The organism is Actinomyces timonensis DSM 23838, from assembly GCF_000295095.1.
In the GTDB taxonomy this organism is placed as follows: Bacteria; Actinomycetota; Actinomycetes; order Actinomycetales; family Actinomycetaceae; genus Actinomyces; species Actinomyces timonensis.
Genome location: NZ_JH806633.1, coordinates 456,043 through 473,974 on the forward strand (window position 1 = coordinate 456,043; position 17,932 = coordinate 473,974).

Here is a 17,932-nt window from a genome sequence, read left to right on the forward strand (position 1 = left end):
GCCCCTCAGGTGAGCTGGGAGGGGCGCACCATGAGGTCCTCCACGGCCGCGCCCTGGGGCATGTCCACCGCGACCCTCACGGCCGAGGCCACCGAGTCCGGCGTCATGTACTCCGCGGGCCGGTACTCCTCGCCAGCCTCATCCTGAAGGCGCTTGAGCAGCGGGGTGTCCACGCGCCCCGGGTAGACCGTGGTCACCCGCAGGTCCCCGCGCTCCTCCTCCCGCAGGCAGTCCGCCAGGGCCCGCAGCCCGTGCTTCGCCGCGCAGTACAGGGCCTGGCCCACGAAGGAGCGGTGCCCCGCCCCCGAGTTGATCATGACCACCAGGCCCTTGCGCACCCGCAGGGCCGGCAGCAGCAGCTTCGTCAGATGCGCGACCGCCACCAGGTCCAGGTCGAGCGCCGAGCGCCACTGGGCCGGCTCCAGATCCCCCACGCGGCCGGGCGCCTCCACCCCCGCCGAGTGGACGAGCACATCGAGGCGCGGCAGACCCAGGCTCGCCACCTCGCGGGCCAGCGCCTCGTCGTCGGTCAGATCCACCGCCACGGTGCGCACCCGGGCGCCCGCGTGCTGGCTCAGGGCGACGGCGAGGTCGTCGAGGTCCGACTGCGTGCGGGCCATGAGGATGAGGTCGTGGTCCCGGGAGAGGTCCTGGGCGATCGCCAGCCCGATCCCCGACGTCGCCCCCGTGACGACGGCGATCGGCCGGCGCTGGTGACGGCCGATCGGCGCCGCCGGGAACGCCCCGGTCACCGCCTCCACGAGCTCGCCGCGCGCCGCGTCCCGGCGGCCGCGGCGCGTGTCCGCCCCCTGCGAGGGACTCGCCGCGCCCGTGGGGGAGGAGGGGGTGGCCAGCGGCGTGGTGATGGGCGGTCCCGCCGCCCGCCGGCTCATGCCGGCCCCTGGAGGAAGGGCTCGGCCCCGGCCTCGCCGGGGATCGAGTAGACGGCGGTCAGCGTCGCGCGGGCCAGCGTGTGCTGCGCCATCTGGAAGGCGGCCATCGTCGGCGTCGCCTCGTCGTCGAGCCCCAGGGTCTCCACATCCAGGGCATGCACCGCGAAGACGTATCGGTGGTCGCCGTCGCCCGCCGGGGGATAGGGGCCGAACCAGGCGTGGTCGCCGGAATCCACCCGCAGGTGGAAGGCGGCGCCGTCGAGCATGAGGTCCGAGGCCCCCGCGCCCTGCGGCAGGCAGGTCGTGGAGGCATCGAGATCCACGACCATCCAGTGCCACCAGCCCGACGGCGTCGGGGCATCGGGATCGAAGCAGGACACCGCGAAGGAGGCGGTGCCCTCCGGGAAGCCCGACCACGACAGGTCCGGCGAGAGACTCTCTCCCGCGGCGGCGGTGAAACGGTCCGCGATGCGCGCGCCAGCGGCGATGTCCGTCGACTCAAGGGTGAACGCGGGGACAGCGGGAAGCAGGTCATAAGGGAAAGGGGGGCGCGGGCGTCGCAGATCGGTCATGGATGCCTCCGTTCTCGGTCGAGACTATGGGGCCACTCTAGACGCCGACCACCCTGTCCTGAAGGCGCCTGACAAGCGGGGTTCATTCCTGTCGGCCCCGCGCGCTACCCTCATGCCAAGAATCGAACACATGTTCGATCCGTGCTGTGGGAAGGAGGCGCCATGAGCGGAGATGACCACCTCGCGCGCCTCCTGGCGGCCAGGAGCGCGTTGGCCAGCGCTGAGGAGCGCACCGGACTGCGACCCGCGCGCGCACCCCTCGCCCCAGGGGGCCGGGGCGGCCCAGGAGGCGCCCTCGGCGATCCCCAGCCCGGCCCCTGGCTCGGCGTGGGCGCCGCCACCAGCGGGGCCGTCGCCCTCACAGGCTCCACCAGCGCCCTCCTCGCCCTCCTCGCCCACCGCCAGGGCCCCCAGGGATGGTGCGCGGTGGTCGGCGGGGAGGACCTCGGCTGGTGCGCCGCCGCCCACCTCGGCCTCGCCCTGGAGCGCGTGCTCGCCGTCCCCACCGGCTCGGAGGGGGCCGGCCTGGGGAGCAGCCCGGGGACCAGCGCGCAGAGCAGGGCGCAGGAGGGCCCGAGGCCCCGCGCGGCGCAGCGGCGGCTCGCCCCCGCCAGCATCCTCGCCGTCACCGCCGCCCTGCTCGACGGCGTCGACGCCCTCCTCATCACCGCCGGCCCCACCTCCCGGCTCCGCCCCCGGGACCGCGCCACCCTGACCGCCCGCGCCCGGGACCGCGGCGCACTCATCCTCAGCCCCATCCCCTGGGAGGGGGCCCGCCTCCTGCGCGCCGAGCCCCGCGGGGCCCTCGTCCCCCTGCGCGCCGCCGCCCAGGGCGCCCAGGAGATGCCCACCGGGTACCTCGACTCCCTAGCCTGGCGCCTGCACGACGACGCCCGCGGGACCTCCCTCGACCTGCGCCTGGGAGGCTCCGGCATGGAACTCACCGGCCTCACCGCTCCCACGCTCCTCGCCGCCCGCAGGGGGAGCGCATGAGCCCGTCGTCCCCACTTCCCTCGGGGCCCGCTACGGCCGCCCCCGCCGTCCCCGCCGCCCCGCGCCTCCTCGCCGCATGGGTCCCCGACTGGCCTGTCGTCGCCCTCACCCTCCACAGGCGCGAGCCCTCCCGCGCCCACGAGGGCTCCGGGGAGGACCTGCCCGATCCGGCCACCGGGCCCGTCGCCGTCATCGGCGGGCGCGGCGTCGTCGCCGCCTCCCCAGCCGCCCGGGCCGCGGGCGTGGGCGTCGGCATGCGCCTGCGCCTGGCCCGGTCCCTGTGCCCGGGCCTGGCCATCATCCCCCCGCACCCGGAGCGGGAGGCCCGCGCCTTCGAAGGCGTCATGGAGGCCCTGAGCACCGTCCTGGCCGACCCCTCGGTCATGCGGCCCGGCCTGGCCCTGTCCGGCGCTCGCGGCCCCGCCGCCTGGGCCGGGGGAGAGGAGCCCCTCGCCGAGGCCATCGTCGAGGCCGTCACCCAGGGGATCGGCGTCGAGTGCCAGGTCGGCATCGCCGACTCCATCCTCGGGGCCGTCCTCGCCGCCCGGCGCGGCATCATCGTCGCCCCCGGAGAGACCGCCGCCTTCCTCGCCCCCTGGCCGATGAGCTCCGCCCTGGCCTGCCTGACCTCCCGGGCCGCCCGCGAGGAGGCCGGGGCCGTCATCGAGACACTCTCGCGCCTGGGCATCCACCGTCTCGGTGACCTGGCCCGCCTCCCGCGCCGGGATATCGCCGCCAGATTCGGGCTCGCCGGGGAGCGCCTCCACCTCCTGGCCAGCGCCGCCGCGCATGACACCCCGCGGGCCCCGCGCCCCCAGGCGGACCTCAGCGTCGAGGAGAGCCTCGATCCGCCCATCGAGCGGGCCGACGCCGCCGCCTTCGTGGCCCGCGGGCTCGGCGAGCGCCTGGCCGCGCGGCTGACGGGCGCGGGCCTGGGCGCCGGGAGGCTCCTCATCGAGGCCGCCTGCGAGGACGGCTCCGAGCTCGCCCGCTCCTGGATGCTCGACTCCTTCCCCGACCCATCCCAGACCACGGACCGCGTCCGCTGGCAGATCGAGGGATGGCTGGCCGGCCGCTCCGGCCGCCCGCCCGCCGCGCCCCTGACCCTCCTGCGCCTGACCGCCCTCGAGCCCGTCATCGCCGGCGCCTACCAGGAGGGGCTGTGGGGCTCCCCGGGCGAGCGGGGGCGGCGCCTGGCCCGCAGGGCCGCCGAGCGCGTCGAATCCCTCCTCGGGGCCGGCGGGGTGGTCTCCCCCCACCTCGTCCCCGGGCGGGACCCGCGCTCCCGCGTCCGCCTCGTCGGCTGGGACGAGCCCCTGGGCGGGCCCGAGGCGGGGGAGCGCTCGGGCGGCGCCCCGCGAGGGGGACCGGCGCCCTGGTCGGGAATGCTCCCGGAGCCGGGCCCCGCCGTCGTCCCGGCCCAGCGCGTGCCCGCGCTCCTCGTCGATGCCGCGGGGGCGGAGATCGGCGTCGACGCCCAGGGGCTCCTCGACGGCGCTCCCGCCACCATCCGCATCGGGGAGGCGGGGGCCCCGCGCTCGCCGTGGGACGGGAGCGACGACGTCCTCTCCTGGGCCGGTCCCTGGGCGATCGACGAGGGATGGTGGGGGCCCGGGCACCACCGGTGCGCCTACCTGCAGGTGACCCGGCGATCCGGCCCGCCCCTGCTCCTGGAGCGCTCCGGGAGGTGGTGGCTCGACGCCGTCTACGACTGAGCGGGGACGCGCGGCGTCCGGTCGATGGCCCGCTCCCGCTGGCGGCTCAGCGCGATGACCACGAGCGCTGTGGCGCAGACCCACGCCAGGCCGACGGCCCATCCCGCCAGGACCTCCGTGAGGCGGTGGTAGCCCAGGTAGAGGCGGGAGGCGCCCACGGCGGCCGGCAGTGCCACGGCCGCCACCACGGCCCCGGCCCGCGCCCCTCGCGAGGACGCCGAGATGAGGGCGAATCCCGCCAGCAGGCCGGAGAAGACCACGGTGTTGAGCGAGTGGCCCGAGGGGAAGGCCGCGCTGTGCGCGGGGGAGCCCAGGAGGAGCTCATGATCCAGGCGCGGTCGGTTGAAAAGCTCCTTGAGCGCGGTGGTGAGGATCGCCGATCCGCTGATCGACAGGGCGAGGATGAGCGCCTCGGCTCGGCGCCCGCGCAGGGCCAGGGCGACGACCACCACGGATGTGAGGATCGTCAGGCCGACGGTGCTGCCCGTCTCCGTGAAGAACCAGGCGACCGGCGTCACGGCAGGGGCGCGCAGAGCGGCCACATGCCGGGCCGCCCACAGGTCGAGGCCCAGGCTCGGCCCGGACGCGCTGGCGCCAGCGCCCCTGCCGCCGGTGATGACGAGTGTGGCGGTCGCGATGATGGCGAAGAGCGCGAGCGCCGCCGCCATCGTCCAGGCGATGGCCCTCCTGGAGGGCAGGGCCCGCACGGAGGACTCCGGGAGCATCGGTAATGAGAATCGCACGGGCTCACCCTAGGGGCGGGCGCTGTGGCCCCGCTGTGCGGGCGCCATGCGGGGATTGGGCGGGCGCTGCCCGAGCTGCGCGCGTCGCCTGCGCTACCCGCGCGCGTTTCCTGAACCGCCCGCGCGTGCTTCGCGCGCTTCCCGCGCCGCTCCGCCTACTTCCGCTCCAGGTCCGCCGTCGCGGGGTCCACGGTGGGCGCGCGGGTGACGAGCTTGTGCCCCCACCACAGGGCCAGGAACACCGGGATGCCGATGTAGGGCATGAGGATCTCGCCCAGGGACTTGCCCGAGGTCACCGGCCCGTAGGCCTGGCCGATGATGATCGCGATGCAGGCGATGAGGGCCACGATGGCGCCCGCCGGGAAGAAGCGGGCGCGGTAGGGCAGGTCGGTCAGCGGCTGGCCCTGCGCCTTGAGGGCCATGCGGAAGCGCCAATGGCACCAGGAGATGCCCGCCCAGGTGATGAAGCCCGCCAGGGCGGACAGGGTGAGCAGGAACTCGTAGGCGGCGCCGTCGCCCACCAGGGAGGTGATGAAGCCCGCCAGTCCCACGAGGGTCGTGGCCACGAGCGCGTTCATCGGCACCTGGTGGGAGGACAGGCGCGTGAGGAAGCGCGGGGCGTGCCCGCGCTCGGCCAGCGCGAAGAGCATCCGGGTAGAGGAGTACAGGCCGGAGGTGCCCGCCGAGAGCACGGAGGTGAGGATGATCGCGTTGATGACCGAGGCGGCGCCCAGGATGCCCGCCCGCTCGAAGACGAGCGTGAAGGGGGAGACCGAGACGTTGTCCTCCGCGGAGTTGAGCAGGTTGGGGTCGGTGTAGGGGATGAGGAAGCCGATGACGGCGATCGCGCCGATGTAGAACAGCAGGATGCGCCAGAAGATCGTCCGGATGGCGCGGGGGATGGTGCGCTCGGGGTTCTCCGCCTCGCCCGCGGCCGTGCCGATGAGCTCGGTTCCCTGGAAGGAGTAGCCGGCCACGAGGAGGACGAGGAGGATGCCCTCGCCGCCGCCCACGAAGGGCGCCTCGCCCGTGGTCCAGTTCTCCGTCCCCGGGCTGGGGCCGCCCAGGATTCCGGCGATCATCGCCACGCCGAGGATGAGGAAGACGATGACGGCGACCACCTTGATCGAGGCGAAGAGGAACTCGGACTCGCCGTAGGCGCGGGCGCTCAGGGCGTTGATGGTGAACAGGATGACGAGGAAGAGCGCGGACCACACCAGGGAGGGGACGTCCGGCAGCCAGTACTTCATCACCAGCGCCGCCGCCACGAGCTCCGCGGCCACGGTGATCGCCCAGTTGAACCAGTAGTTCCAGCCGATGGCGAAGCCGAAGGAGGGGGAGACGAAGCGCGTCCCGTACTCGCCGAAGGACCCGGCCACCGGCAGGTAGGCGGCCATCTCCCCCAGGGACTGCATGATGAGCCAGACCATGATGCCGACGGCGGCGTAGGCCACGAGGGCGCCGCCGGGGCCGGCCTGGGAGATGGTCGCCCCGGAGGCGACGAACAGGCCCGTGCCGATCGCACCGCCGATCGAGATCATGGTGAGGTGGCGGCTGAGCAGGCTGCGGCGCAGTTCCTGGGGCTCGGACTGCTCGCCGTCGGCGGCGACGGGGCCCGCTTGTGTGGAGTCGGTCATGCTGGATCCTGGATCGAGGTGGCGCGGCGCCCAGGGATGAGTCGCCAACGTCGGGAACGCGGGCACGATAACCGCCCCGCGTGTGAGCGACCGGGATTATCTCACGGATCCGGAGCGCCCCAGGAGGTGCCCCGCCGCGCCTGGGCGCCGCGGGCCCGCTATTCTGTACACATGTTCGAAAAGTGTGAGTGGCGCGCCCCGCGCGAGGTCTCTCGGCGGGCGGTCCCATGAGCCACCGCTACGCCGAGCTCCACGCCCACTCGGCCTACTCCTTCCTCGACGGCGCCAACGAGCCCGCCGACCTCGCCGCCGCGGCCGCCGAGCTCGGCCTGGAGGCCCTGGCCCTGACCGATCACGACGGTATGCCCGGCATCGTCAAGCACGCGCAGGCCGGGCGCGCCCACGGCGTTCCCACCATCCACGGCGCCGAGCTCACCCTCGACGACGCCTCCCACCTGCCGATCCTCGCCCGCGACGCCCGCGGGTACCGGCGCCTCGCCGCCGCCATCTCCCACCACAACCTCACCGCGGGCAGGCGGGTCGAGCCCGCCCACCGCCTCCCGGACCTCGCCGCCGCCCTGGAGGGCGGGGGATTCCTGGCCCTGACCGGCACCGCCAACGGCCCCGTGCGCCGGGCCCTGGGGGATCCGCGCCGCCCCGGGCAGTGGAGCCTGCCCGCCGCTGACGCGGTCCTGGGCGGGCTCGTCGATCTCCTCGGGCCGGATGGCGTCGCCGTCGAGCTCGCTCTCGACGGCTCCTTCACCGACGCGCCCCTGACCGAGGCGCTGTCCTCGCTGGCCCGCGCCCACCGCCTGCCGCTCGTGGCCACCGGCGCCGTGCGCTGCGCCCGCCCGGCCGACTCCCGCCTGGCCGACGTGCTCACCGCGACCCGCCTGGCCACCGACCTGGACTCCGCCCGCGGCCACCTGCCCGCCGTCGGCCGCTACCTGCGCGGCCCTGAGCAGATGGCGCGCCTGCACCGCCGCGAACCGGGCGCCGTCGACGCCGCGGCGGAGATCGGATCGGACCTGGCCTTCGACCTCGCCCTCGTCGTCCCCGACCTGCCCATCCCGCCGGTCCCCGAGGGGCACACGCCCGCCACCTGGCTGCGCGAGCTCACCCGGCGCGGCGCCCTGGAGCGCTACGGCTCCCCGGAGGATGAGCCCGAGGCCTGGAGGACCCTCGCCCACGAGCTCGACGTCATCGAGTCCCTCGGCTTCCCCGGCTACTTCCTCATCGTGCGCTCCATCGTCGACTTCTGCGCCGAGGCCGGCATCCTGTGCCAGGGGCGGGGCAGCGCGGCCAACTCCGCCGTCTGCTACGCCCTGGGCATCACGGCGGTGGACGCCGTGCGCCACAAGATGCTCTTCGAGCGCTTCCTGTCCCCGGGGCGCAAGGGGTACCCGGATATCGACCTGGATATCGAGGCCTGCCGCCGCGAGGAGGTCATCCAGCACGTCTACGCCCGCTACGGGCGCGAGTACGCCGCGCAGGTCGCCAACGTCATCTCCTACCGCCCGCGCTCGGCCGTGCGCGACGCCGCCCGGGCCCTCGGCCACCCCGCCGGCCTCCAGGACCGGTGGGCGGGACTCATGGACCGCTGGTCCACCGTGCGAACGGACCTGGCCGAGGGGGCGCCCGGCGCACCGGGAAGCGGCAGTCCGGGCGCGGCGGGCGGTGCTCCCGGCGCCCAGGGAGGCGGCGAGGGCGTGCCCGCCCAGGTCCTCGACGTCGCCGAGTCCCTCCTGCGCCTGCCCCGCCACCTGGGCATCCACTCCGGCGGCATGGTCCTGGCCGACCGCCCCATCACCGAGGTCTGCCCCGTGCGCTGGGCCGCCATGGAGGGGCGCACCGTCCTGCAGTGGGACAAGGACGACTGCGCCGACGCCGGACTGGTGAAGTTCGACCTGCTCGGCCTGGGGATGCTCACCGCCCTGCGCCTGGCCTTCACCACCCTCGCCGCCCGCGGCCAGACCGTTCCCGAGCTCGCGCCCGGGGGAGAGCTGCGCGCCGCGAAGGTCGGGCGTCCCTGGGACCTGCACACCCTGCCCGAGGACGACCCGGCCGTCTACCGGCTGCTGCGGGCCGCGGACACCGTGGGCGTCTTCCAGGTGGAGTCGCGCGCCCAGATGGCCACCCTGCCCAGGCTGCGCCCCGAGACCTTCTACGACATCGTCGTCGAGGTCGCCCTCATCCGCCCCGGCCCCATCCAGGGCAACGCCGTGAGCCCCTACATCCGGCGCCGCCTCGGCCGCGAGCCCATCACCTACCTCCACGACTCCCTCAAGCCCGCCCTGGCCAAGACCCTCGGGGTGCCGCTCTTCCAGGAGCAGCTCATGCAGATCGCCATCGACGCCGCCGGCTTCACCCCCGCCGAGGCCGACGCCCTGCGCCAGGCGATGAGCGCCAAGCGCTCGGCCGAGCGCATGGAGGCCCTGCACGCCCGGCTCGTGGACGGCATGACCCGGCGCGGGGTGAGCCATACCGACGCCGAGTCCGTCTTCGCCCAGCTGAGGGGGTTCGCGGACTTCGGCTTCCCCGAGTCCCACGCCTTCTCCTTCGCCTACCTCGTCTACGCCTCCGCCTGGCTCAAGGCCCGCCGCCCCGAGGACTTCTACGCCGGCGTCCTGGCCGCCCAGCCCATGGGCTTCTGGTCGCCCGCCTCGCTCGTGGCCGACGCGCGCCGCCACGGGGTGCGGGTCCTGCCCGCGGACGTCAACGCCTCGGCGGTCCAGGCCGGGGTCGAGCAGCGCCCCGATACGGGCGGGCCCGACTGGGAGCCCGTGACCGCCTCCCCGCATGCCCTGGCCCCCGTCGACGCGCACCCCGATCTCGCGGTGCGCCTCGGCCTGGGGCGCGTCAAGGGCCTGGGCGGCGCCGCGGAGCGGATCGTGGCCGAGAGCCATGAGAATGGCCCCTTCGCGGACCTGGCGGACCTGGCCCGCCGCGTGCGATTGACGACGGCGAGGCTGGAGTCCCTGGCCGCCTCCGGGGCGCTGCGCTCGCTCGGGGTGGACCGGCGCGAGGCCCTCTGGGCGGCGGGGGCGCTCGCCGGGGAGAACGGGCAGCGCCATGCCTCCTTTCCGGGCGAGGCCTGGTTCCAGCCCCCGCTGCCGGGCACCGCCGTCGGAGCGAGCGCGCCCGAGCTGGCCCCGATGACCCCCGCGGAGGAGGCCGTCGCCGATATCCGGCTCACGGGGGTCGCCTCATCGCGCTCCCCGATGGCCCTCGCGCGCCCCGCGCTGGCCGAGGACGGCGTCCTCACGATCGCCGAGGTGGCGAGCCGTGCGGGGCAGCGGGTGCGGGTGGCTGGCGTCGTCACCCACCGCCAGCGGCCCCATACGGCGTCGGGGATGATCTTCCTCAACCTGGAGGATGAGACCGGACTGCTCAACGTCGTCTGCTCCGCGGGCATGTGGCGCCGCTACCGGAGCATCGGCCGACGGGCCAGCGCCCTCGTGGCGCGCGGGACGGTGGAGGTCGGCGACGGCGTCGTGGCCCTCATCGGCGAGCACCTGGAGGCCCTGGGCGGGATCGTCGCGCCGTCGAGCCGCGACTGGGCCTGAGGCGCGCGGCGGACGCCCCTCGCTCAGGGCTTCATGCGGATCTCGGAGTAGGCGGGCAGCTCCCCGATGACGGGGGCGTCCTTGACATGGAGCTCGGAGTAGACCGACCAGGCGACGCTGATGAGCGGCACGGCGATGACGGCGCCCAGCAGACCCGCGGAGTAGGTGCCCACGGCCACGCCGATGATGACGACCACCGGGTGCAGGGAGACCTGCTTGCCCATGATGAGGGGCTGGAGGATGTGCCCCTCGATCTGGCCGATGCCCGCCACGCCCAGGCACACGATGATCATCGTGAGGAAGCCCTTGGAGGCCAGGGCGACGATCATGGCCACCGCCATGGCGGCCGGCGCGCCGAGCAGCGGGATGAACGCGCCGATGAACACGAGCACCCCCAGGGGAGCGGCCAGTGGGATCCCGATGAGCTGCAGGAAGATCCCCGCCATGATGCCGTCGGTGCCCGCCACGAGCACGGTGCCCCGGGCGTAGCCGGCGAAGGTGTACCAGCCCGCGCCCGCCGCGCGGTGGACGGGCTCGCGCAGGTGGGCGGGCAGCTCGTTGAGGAACCAGCGCCACATGCGGCCCCCGGAGGCCAGGAAGAAGATCGTGCAGAACAGGGCCAGGGCGAGCACGGCGAAGACATCGACGACGGCGCCCGCGTTGGCCAGGGCCTCGGAGACGAGGGTGGGGGCGTTGGTGCGCAGGTACTCCTGGCCCTTGAGGACGAGGCTGTGCATCTGCGCGAAGATCTGGTCCTCGGTCAGGTGCAGGGGCAGCGGGCCGTGCTCGAGGAAGTTGACGATCGTGTCGATACCGGTGTTGAACTGGTTGGCGAGGCTGTTCCACTGGTCGGTCACCGAGGTGATGACGTAGAACATGAGCCCGGCGACGATGCCGCTGAACACGCCCAGCGCCAGGAAGGTCGCCGCGTAGCGGGGCATGACGCGGGCGAAGAAGGTGACGAGGGGCTGCAGGAGCGTGGTGAACACGAGGGCGATGAACAGCCCGACGACCACGGGGACGAGCTTGAAAGCCGCCATGAAGACGAGGCCGATGATGATGAGGAGCCCGAGCCCCAGCCACGCCGCGAGCCCTCCGCGGACGAGCCAGTGGGGCAGTGCGTCCAGGATGGTGGGCCTCGAGGCGACGACGACGGTCGGCGAGGGCTGCGAGCCTGCCGGGTCAGCGGCGCCCGTGGCTGCTGTGGCGGTCGCGCGATCCGCGCCGTCGCGGGGCTCCTTGGCGGGAGGCGTCGTGCCTTCCGCGTCAGGGGCGTCGGGGGCGCCCGTGGCGTCGTCGGGGGTGTCAGGCTCCTCATGGGGCGCCGGGGTTCGGGGACTCGTCATGATCCTTACGTCTCGCTCTCGCTGACGGGGCCCGGTCAGCCTACTAGCGTGGGGCCATGAGTCCCTCACGCCGTGCCGGTTCCCGCCCGCCCTTCCGCCTGCCGCGCGTCGCGGCCCTGACCCCGGGCAGGGGAGGCCAGCCCCGCCTGCTCATCGACGCCCCCTCCGGGGCGGCGGAGATCTACCTCCACGGCGCGCACCTGACCTCATGGGCCCCTCGGGGCGGCGGCGAGGCCCTGTTCACCTCCCGCAAGGCCGTCTTCGACGGCGAGAGCGCCATCCGGGGCGGTGTGCCCCTGTGCCTGCCGTGGTTCGCCTCCGGGCCCGACGGCGCGCGGAGGCCCTCCCACGGCTGGGCCCGGATCATGGAGTGGGAGCTGCGCTGCGTCGAGACACAGCCCGACGGCTCGGTGCGCGTCCTCATGGCGCTCGAGAACGACGGGCTGAGCCTCCTCTACGAGATCAGCGTGGGGGAGGAGCTGGGGCTGTCCCTGTCGATCAGCAACCGGGGGCAGGCGCCCAGGAGTGTGGAGGCCGCCCTGCACACCTACCTGCGGGTCGGCGACGTCACCGCCGTGCGGATCATCGGGCTGGAGGGCTGCGAGTACATCGACAAGGTCGCCGGGGGCGCCACCTCGGTGCAGTCCGGCCCGCTGGGCGTGCGCGGCCCGGTGGACAGGATCTACGAGTCCGGCTCGCCGACGACGGTCTTCGATCCCGCGCTCGGCCGCCGCGTGCGGGTCTCGCCCACCGGCGCTGCCCAGACCGTCGTCTGGAACCCGTGGAGCACCGGCGCCGCCGCCCTGGCCGACATGGCCGAGGAGGAGTTCCCGACGATGGTCTGCGTAGAGACCGCCCGGCTGGGGCACTCCGCGCCCCTGCTCGGACCGGGGGAGACCATGGCGATGGGGACGAGGATCGCCGTCGAGCCCCTGTGAGGAGGGCTGCGAGGGCGGGCCGGGACTGGGGCGCGAGCGGGCGCGGCAGCGCTGTGAGATGAAGCACCGCGGGGTGATTTGCGCGCGAGCGCCCCTCCTGGGTAACTTTCTCTGCGTTGCCGACGCGGGAGACCGGGGCGGCCAGCACAACTGAACAAGTCCGAGTGGCGGAATTGGTAGACGCGCTAGCTTGAGGTGCTAGTGCCTTATTAAACGGGCGTGGGGGTTCAAGTCCCCCCTCGGACACGATGAGGGCGGGGCCCAGGAGCGATCCTGGGCCCCGCCCTTCTCCATGCCTCCCGGGTCGGTCCCCCGGCACTGGGCTAATTTGACGCTTTGTGTTGGTTCGACGCCGGGTTCTCGTTGCGATGGCGCCGAAATCGGTGTGATGAAGTCAGGGGCCATGAGCCCCGCCCACACCTCCCGATCCCGCGCGTGCTGCCCGTGGGGCGGGGCGTCAACCGTGTGAGCCCATGAGGGAGCCCAGGAGAAGCCTCCTCCGATAGGTGGCCATCGTGGCCCTCTGGACGCGGGTTCGCCCCTCTGGACGGGGTCTTCCCCCACTGGACGGGGGCGCTACCCCCGTCCAGTGCCCCGAGCCCCCGGCATGATCCGCGAACCCGCGTACAGGCAGGCCGGCTGGAGTGGGGCGTGGGAGTCGTCGGCGATGCTGCGCCGTCGGGCAGCGACCGGAGCCCGCTGCGGGGTGCCTCCTGCACCGGTGGTTGCCTCCAGCACCGTGGGGTGCGGTGGGAACGCAGCCGAAGGTGCTCAGCGCAAGGCGGCTCAGACCCACTCGGGCTGGAACAGCTCTGGCCGCGGGGGCATGAGCAGCAGGATGAGCAGGACGAGACCACCGCCGGGGATGAGACTGATGAGGCACCATCCGCCGGACTTGCCAGTGTCGTGGAGACGACGGACCATGACGGCGATGGTGGGGACCATGACGGCGAGGATGTAGATAAGCCCAATCGTCACGTAGATCACTGTGACGGTGATGGTCCACGTCTCCGCACTGCTCCCCGCGCCGTCTCGTGCGGGAATCGCGCCGGCGGTCATCGCGATGCCGCCCACGATGATGCACCCGAGGCCGATGAGGATGTTCATCAGCCAGGCCCACATCACCTCGGAGACCGAGGCGGCGCCGCCGAACTGCGCGTAGCGGCGGAAGAAGCGGCGCACGGACTGGCCGAACGACGCCCCGGGCAGGGCGGCGAGCTCAGGGGGGAGCATGACGAGTTGGACAGCGCCGTAGCCGCGAGAGGCCATGGCGTAGCCGGGGGCGCCTTGCGGGTAGCTGGGCTGGAAGGAGGGGTCCTGAGGAGGCTGGCTGTTCCCGTAGGGGACGGAGACGATAACTCCTGTGGGTGGAGGGCAACGATCGCTGGCCTGCGCTGACATGCGGATCATCGCGAGGATCGGCGAACATCGTAACGGACTTGTATCGTCCTGCCGTGTCTCCGATCCGAGCGGTGATGAGCAGCCGTCCCCATGCCGTCGTCCGCGCCCGCGCGGCCGTCTGCCTCACCTTCTTCTGCAACGGGTTGGCGTTCTCCAACCTCGTGCCCCGCTACCCCGAGATCGTCGAGCGGCTTGCCATCACCAAGGCCGCCTTCGGCCAGGCGATCATGGCCGGGTCGATCGGCGCGCTCATCGCCGGGCTCGCCGCCTCCGCCCTCATCACCCGGTGGACCTCCGCGCGCGTGGCCACCCTCGGCATGGCGCTGGCGGGCCTGGCCTACCTCGGCGCGGGCACCGCGGGCAACTGGCTCGTGCTCGCCGCCTGCCTCGCGCTCGGCGGGGGACTGGATGCCATCATCGACGTCGCCCAGAACGCGCACGGGCTGAGGGTCGAGAGGCGCTGGGGATCCTCGATCATCACCTCCTTCCACGCCGCGTGGTCGCTGGGCGCCGTCTGCGGCGCGCTCATGGGCCAGCGGATGGCGGCCTCAGGGGTGCCGATCGCCTGGCACCTGGGCGGTGTCGTCCTCATCCTCACCGCTCTGTCGCTGGCGGCGCTGCGCTGGATGATCCCCGGGCCCGACGCCGACGACCGCCTTGACGAGGCGGTGGAGCCCTCCGCCTCGCCGACGGCGCCGCCCACCGCGCCCGCATCGACTGAGCCGACCGAGCCGCCTGTGCCGACCGGGCCCATCGTGCCGGCCCGCTCCGCCCCGCCCGCGCGCGCCTCCCGCCTGGGGATGGTCGCCATGGTCGTGGTCCTGGGCGCCATGTGCGCGGCGGCCATGTTCCCCGAGGATGTGAGCGCGAACTGGTCCTCCCTCCTGCTCGCCGAGCTCCGTGCCCCTGCGGGAATGGTCGGCATGGGGCTCGTGGCGATGCAGACCACCATGATCGTCGGCCGCCTCATCGGGGATCGGATCATCGACCGACTCGGGCCCCGGCGCGTCATCGGCGCGGGCGGCGCCCTCGTGGCGCTGGGCATGGGCGCGGGGCTCGCCACGGGCACCGTCTGGGGGATCCTCGCGGGCATGGTCCTGGCCGGGGCGGGATGCGCCGTCGCCGTCCCCGTCGCCTACGCGGCCGCGGACGACATCCCGGGGCTTCCACCCGGGGCGGGCCTGACGATCGTCAGCTGGCTCGCGCGCGCCATCATGCTCATCGCCCCGCCTATCGTCGGCTGGTTCGCCGACGCCCACGGCACCTGGGTCGCCCTCGTCTACGGGCTCCTGGGCGGCCTCGTCCTCGCGGTGTCCTGGCCGGCCCTCGCCGCCGGGCCCCGGCCGAACGCCACGTCCGCCGCGTCCTGAGCGCCCCGGACGCCGGGGGACCGGCGGGCCGGGACGACAGACCGCCTCGGTAGGGTGACCCGCATGCAGCCCTTCGAGATCCGCGTCCCCGCCACTGAGAACACTGCGCACGACGGCCGCCCCCTGCCTGAGCTCCTCCTGTCCGTGCCCACGGCCGACGACGTCGACCGCATCACCGAGATCTGCCAGGACCCGGAGATCCGGCGCTGGACCACGGTCCCCGAGCCGTACGCGGCCTCGGACGCCTCGTTCTTCGTGGACCACGTCGTCATCGACGGCTGGAGGGACGACACCGACCTGACCTGGGGGATCCGCGAGGTCGCCGAGGACGGGACGAGCACGTACGTCGGCACGGTGGATCTCGTCCTGGCGCGTGCTCGGCGCGGTGAGCTCGGATTCATGCTTGCGCCCGCCGCCCGTGGCCGCGGCACGCTCCACCGGGCCCTCAACGCCCTCCTCGACGTCGCCTTCGACCCGTCCGGGCCCCTGGCGCTCCCGGGCGTCGGGTGGGCCTGCCTCATTGACGACGGCGTCCCGAACTGGGCCTCCTGGCGCGTTGCCTGGCGGCTCGGCTTTGTCAAGGAAGGGCTGCGTCGAGCTGCTTTCACGCAGAAGGGCCGGGTCTACGACGAGTGGACGGCCGCGCTCCTGCCCGGCGACCCTCGCGAGCCCCGCGCCCCCTGGGACGGTCCGACCCCCGCCTCCGCCGCGCCGACCGGTCGCGGCAACGGCTCCGCCCACGCGACCGGCGCCAGCACCCCGCTGGTCGCGCACGACGGCGTCGGCGAGCGCGAGGGCGACGACCCCGAGGCCCTCGTCCGCCGCTTCCACCACGTCTACGGCCTGCCGATCCAGACCGACGGCCCCAGCCTCGACCGCGCGAGCCTCGGCATGCGCATGAGCCTCATCGCCGAGGAGTTCGGCGAGCTCGTCGGCTCCGTCTACGGCGCCGACGCCCGCGCCGAGGTCGACGCCGCCTTCCAGCGCGCCGTGGCCGCTGACGACGGCACCCGCGACACGGTCGAGACCGCGGACGCCCTCGCCGACCTCGTCTACGTCATCTACGGCATGGCGCTGGAGACGGGCATCGACCTGGCCGCGGTCCTCACCGAGGTGCAGCGCTCCAACATGTCCAAGCTGGGGGAGGACGGCAAGCCGATCTACCGCGAGGACGGGAAGGTCCTCAAGGGCGCCGGCTACTTCCCGCCCGATGTGGCGCGCGTGCTGCGCGAGCAGCGGGACGCGGCCGCGCGGGCCGATCAGGCCTGAGCCCAGGGCCCGGCGGCGGGCATCGCCTGCGCAGCCCGCGGCGCCTGTGAGGCGGCCATGAGCTCTTCGGCACGCGCGCGCCGGGAGGCGTCCTTGTGGCGCGTCACGGCCACGGCGATGATCGCGGTGAGGATGATCGCCCCGCCGATGACGGCGATGCCGATGAGGCTCGCGCGCGCCAGTTCCGCGGAGGTCGGCCCGTCATCGAGGCCGCGCACGCGGAAGATGGGGAGGCCGAGGATGGAGCCGAGTACCGAGTAGAGGACGGCGGCGCCGAAGCCCACGAGGAATGAGAACGTGGGAATGCCCCAGAGGTCCTCCCGACGCCGGGACTCGCACCAGCCCCGAAGATTCTCCAGGTCCACCTCCTCGATGCGCAGCTCGTGCGGGTCGCGCTCGGTCGGCATGACGCGCGGGTAGGCAAGGATGACGCGGTCCGTGCCCTTGAGGAGCATGAGCAGGAAGCCGACGGCGAAGCAGGCCACGGCTATCTGAATCGGGAGCGCGGTAGAGCCCATGGCCCCGAGGATGAGACCGGCCATCAGTGAGATAACCACCGCGAAGAAGCAGACGGCCAGGCCTCCTCCGATGGCGCGGCCCATGGCGGAGCGGCGCATGCGGGTGATGTCCCCCGCATCCGGCCAGGCGGGGCCCATGCGGCCATCAGCCGTGGTGCCGCGCTCGAGGCGGGTACCGGCGGGGTACATGAGGAGGTCGCGGACCATACCGGCCTCGACGTCGACGGGCCGCGAGGAAGCCGGGTCGGCGCCGGTGGCGCTGGCCAGCGCCTGGCGCAGTGCGAGCCACTGGTCCTCGGCCACCCACGGCGGAGTGCGCAGGTGCCAGAAGCGGCGCGCCGACACGGCCGCGACGCCCAGTCCGATAAGCATGAACACGGCGAATATCGCGCCGATGAAGACGATCCCGGCCCTGAAAGGCGTCTGGGCCGACAGGGCCGGGCGGGCCGCCATGATGAGGGCGCCCAGCATCCCGGCGCCCATGCAGCAGAACACGAGCCCGAAGCAGGTCGCCACCACCGCGTTGGTGGCTCCGGGCGTCATCGCCTGGGTGATCCGGTACCCGCGCGGCTGGAAGGACGAGCGGGCCCGCTCGACGGCGTCGTGGATCACCTGGGCGTTGCCGCCCGGGGCGATCACGGTGAACCGCTCGGGCATGAGGGACAGGGCTCCTGTGCCGCCGAGCCCGGACTCGAAGCGCCGGGTCACCCTGGTGGTCTCATGGCCGTACTTATCCCTTTCCGTATGGGTGTGGACCTCGGCGACTCGCGCGGGGACACGCTGGGTGACGGAGACGATGACGCCGTGGGGCGTGGTGTGGTCCTCCACGGTGATGGTCGGCAGGCGCCAGGTGGGGACGGGCTTTCCGACGACGCTGGGCAGTGGGTACTCGGGCGCGCTCATCATGCTCCTCATGTTTCTCCTGGCAGGGGACAGGACCTCCCCGAGCATAAGGGCGCGCGAGCACTCAT

Annotated in this window: 13 protein-coding genes and 1 tRNA gene; 7 read left to right on the forward strand and 7 right to left on the reverse strand. The window is 73.7% G+C overall.

Annotated features, from left to right (window positions below):
- Nucleotides 1-5: 5 nt before the first annotated feature.
- Entirely contained in the window at nt 6-893 is an 888-nt protein-coding gene (locus tag A1QA_RS0108505; RefSeq protein WP_017178487.1) for an SDR family oxidoreductase, read from the reverse strand.
- Nucleotides 890-1,465, reverse strand: a complete 576-nt coding sequence (locus tag A1QA_RS0108510; RefSeq protein WP_017178488.1) for a YbhB/YbcL family Raf kinase inhibitor-like protein — start codon at nt 1,463-1,465, stop codon at nt 890-892. Before A1QA_RS0108510 ends, A1QA_RS0108505 begins: the two co-directional genes overlap by 4 nt.
- Before the next feature lie 162 nt (nt 1,466-1,627).
- Between A1QA_RS0108510 and A1QA_RS14075 the strand changes: the two genes are divergently transcribed.
- Together A1QA_RS14075 and A1QA_RS0108520 are read left to right on the forward strand one after the other, a co-directional pair.
- Nucleotides 1,628-2,458: a hypothetical protein gene (locus tag A1QA_RS14075; protein ID WP_017178489.1), complete on the forward strand. Its 831-nt coding sequence runs from the start codon at nt 1,628-1,630 to the stop codon at nt 2,456-2,458.
- Nucleotides 2,455-4,173: a DNA polymerase Y family protein gene (locus tag A1QA_RS0108520; RefSeq protein WP_017178490.1), complete on the forward strand. Its 1,719-nt coding sequence runs from the start codon at nt 2,455-2,457 to the stop codon at nt 4,171-4,173. Before A1QA_RS14075 ends, A1QA_RS0108520 begins: the two co-directional genes overlap by 4 nt.
- Here the strand turns inward: A1QA_RS0108520 and A1QA_RS14080 are convergent.
- Entirely contained in the window at nt 4,164-4,916 is a 753-nt protein-coding gene (locus A1QA_RS14080) for a phosphatase PAP2 family protein (RefSeq protein WP_154652334.1), read from the reverse strand. The genes A1QA_RS0108520 and A1QA_RS14080 overlap by 10 nt on opposite strands.
- A 155-nt stretch (nt 4,917-5,071) precedes the next feature.
- Nucleotides 5,072-6,553: an amino acid permease gene (locus A1QA_RS0108530; RefSeq protein WP_017178492.1), complete on the reverse strand. Its 1,482-nt coding sequence runs from the start codon at nt 6,551-6,553 to the stop codon at nt 5,072-5,074.
- Nucleotides 6,554-6,780: 227 nt separating this feature from the next.
- Between A1QA_RS0108530 and A1QA_RS0108535 the strand changes: the two genes are divergently transcribed.
- The gene (locus A1QA_RS0108535) at nt 6,781-10,119 is read left to right on the forward strand and encodes an error-prone DNA polymerase (RefSeq protein WP_017178493.1); all 3,339 of its coding nucleotides are present in this window, start codon (nt 6,781-6,783) and stop codon (nt 10,117-10,119) included.
- Nucleotides 10,120-10,142: 23 nt separating this feature from the next.
- Here the strand turns inward: A1QA_RS0108535 and A1QA_RS0108540 are convergent, their stop codons facing one another.
- Nucleotides 10,143-11,465, reverse strand: coding sequence for an AI-2E family transporter (locus A1QA_RS0108540; RefSeq protein WP_017178494.1), 1,323 nt, complete (start codon nt 11,463-11,465; stop codon nt 10,143-10,145).
- Nucleotides 11,466-11,521: 56 nt separating this feature from the next.
- On the opposite strand from A1QA_RS0108540, the gene A1QA_RS0108545 reads away from it, so the two are divergent.
- Together A1QA_RS0108545 and A1QA_RS0108550 are read left to right on the forward strand one after the other, a co-directional pair.
- Nucleotides 11,522-12,403 (forward strand): D-hexose-6-phosphate mutarotase, encoded by an 882-nt coding sequence (locus tag A1QA_RS0108545; protein WP_017178495.1) that lies wholly within the window; start codon nt 11,522-11,524, stop codon nt 12,401-12,403.
- A gap of 158 nt (nt 12,404-12,561) precedes the next feature.
- Nucleotides 12,562-12,649 (forward strand) — tRNA-Leu (locus A1QA_RS0108550).
- Nucleotides 12,650-13,189: 540 nt separating this feature from the next.
- Here the strand turns inward: A1QA_RS0108550 and A1QA_RS14085 are convergent.
- Nucleotides 13,190-13,813, reverse strand: a complete 624-nt coding sequence (locus A1QA_RS14085) for a DUF805 domain-containing protein (protein WP_082181183.1) — start codon at nt 13,811-13,813, stop codon at nt 13,190-13,192.
- A gap of 65 nt (nt 13,814-13,878) precedes the next feature.
- On the opposite strand from A1QA_RS14085, the gene A1QA_RS14090 reads away from it, so the two are divergent.
- Entirely contained in the window at nt 13,879-15,174 is a 1,296-nt protein-coding gene (locus A1QA_RS14090) for an MFS transporter (RefSeq protein ID WP_017178497.1), read from the forward strand.
- A gap of 63 nt (nt 15,175-15,237) precedes the next feature.
- Nucleotides 15,238-16,443 carry a bifunctional GNAT family N-acetyltransferase/nucleoside triphosphate pyrophosphohydrolase family protein gene (locus A1QA_RS0108565; protein WP_017178498.1) on the forward strand — a complete coding sequence of 402 codons (1,206 nt, stop codon included), beginning with the start codon at nt 15,238-15,240 and terminating at the stop codon, nt 16,441-16,443.
- On the opposite strand, the gene A1QA_RS0108570 is transcribed toward A1QA_RS0108565, so the two are convergent.
- Nucleotides 16,434-17,876, reverse strand: coding sequence for a hypothetical protein (locus A1QA_RS0108570; RefSeq protein WP_154652335.1), 1,443 nt, complete (start codon nt 17,874-17,876; stop codon nt 16,434-16,436). The two genes, A1QA_RS0108565 and A1QA_RS0108570, sit on opposite strands and share 10 nt — an antisense overlap.
- Nucleotides 17,877-17,932: the final 56 nt, after the last annotated feature.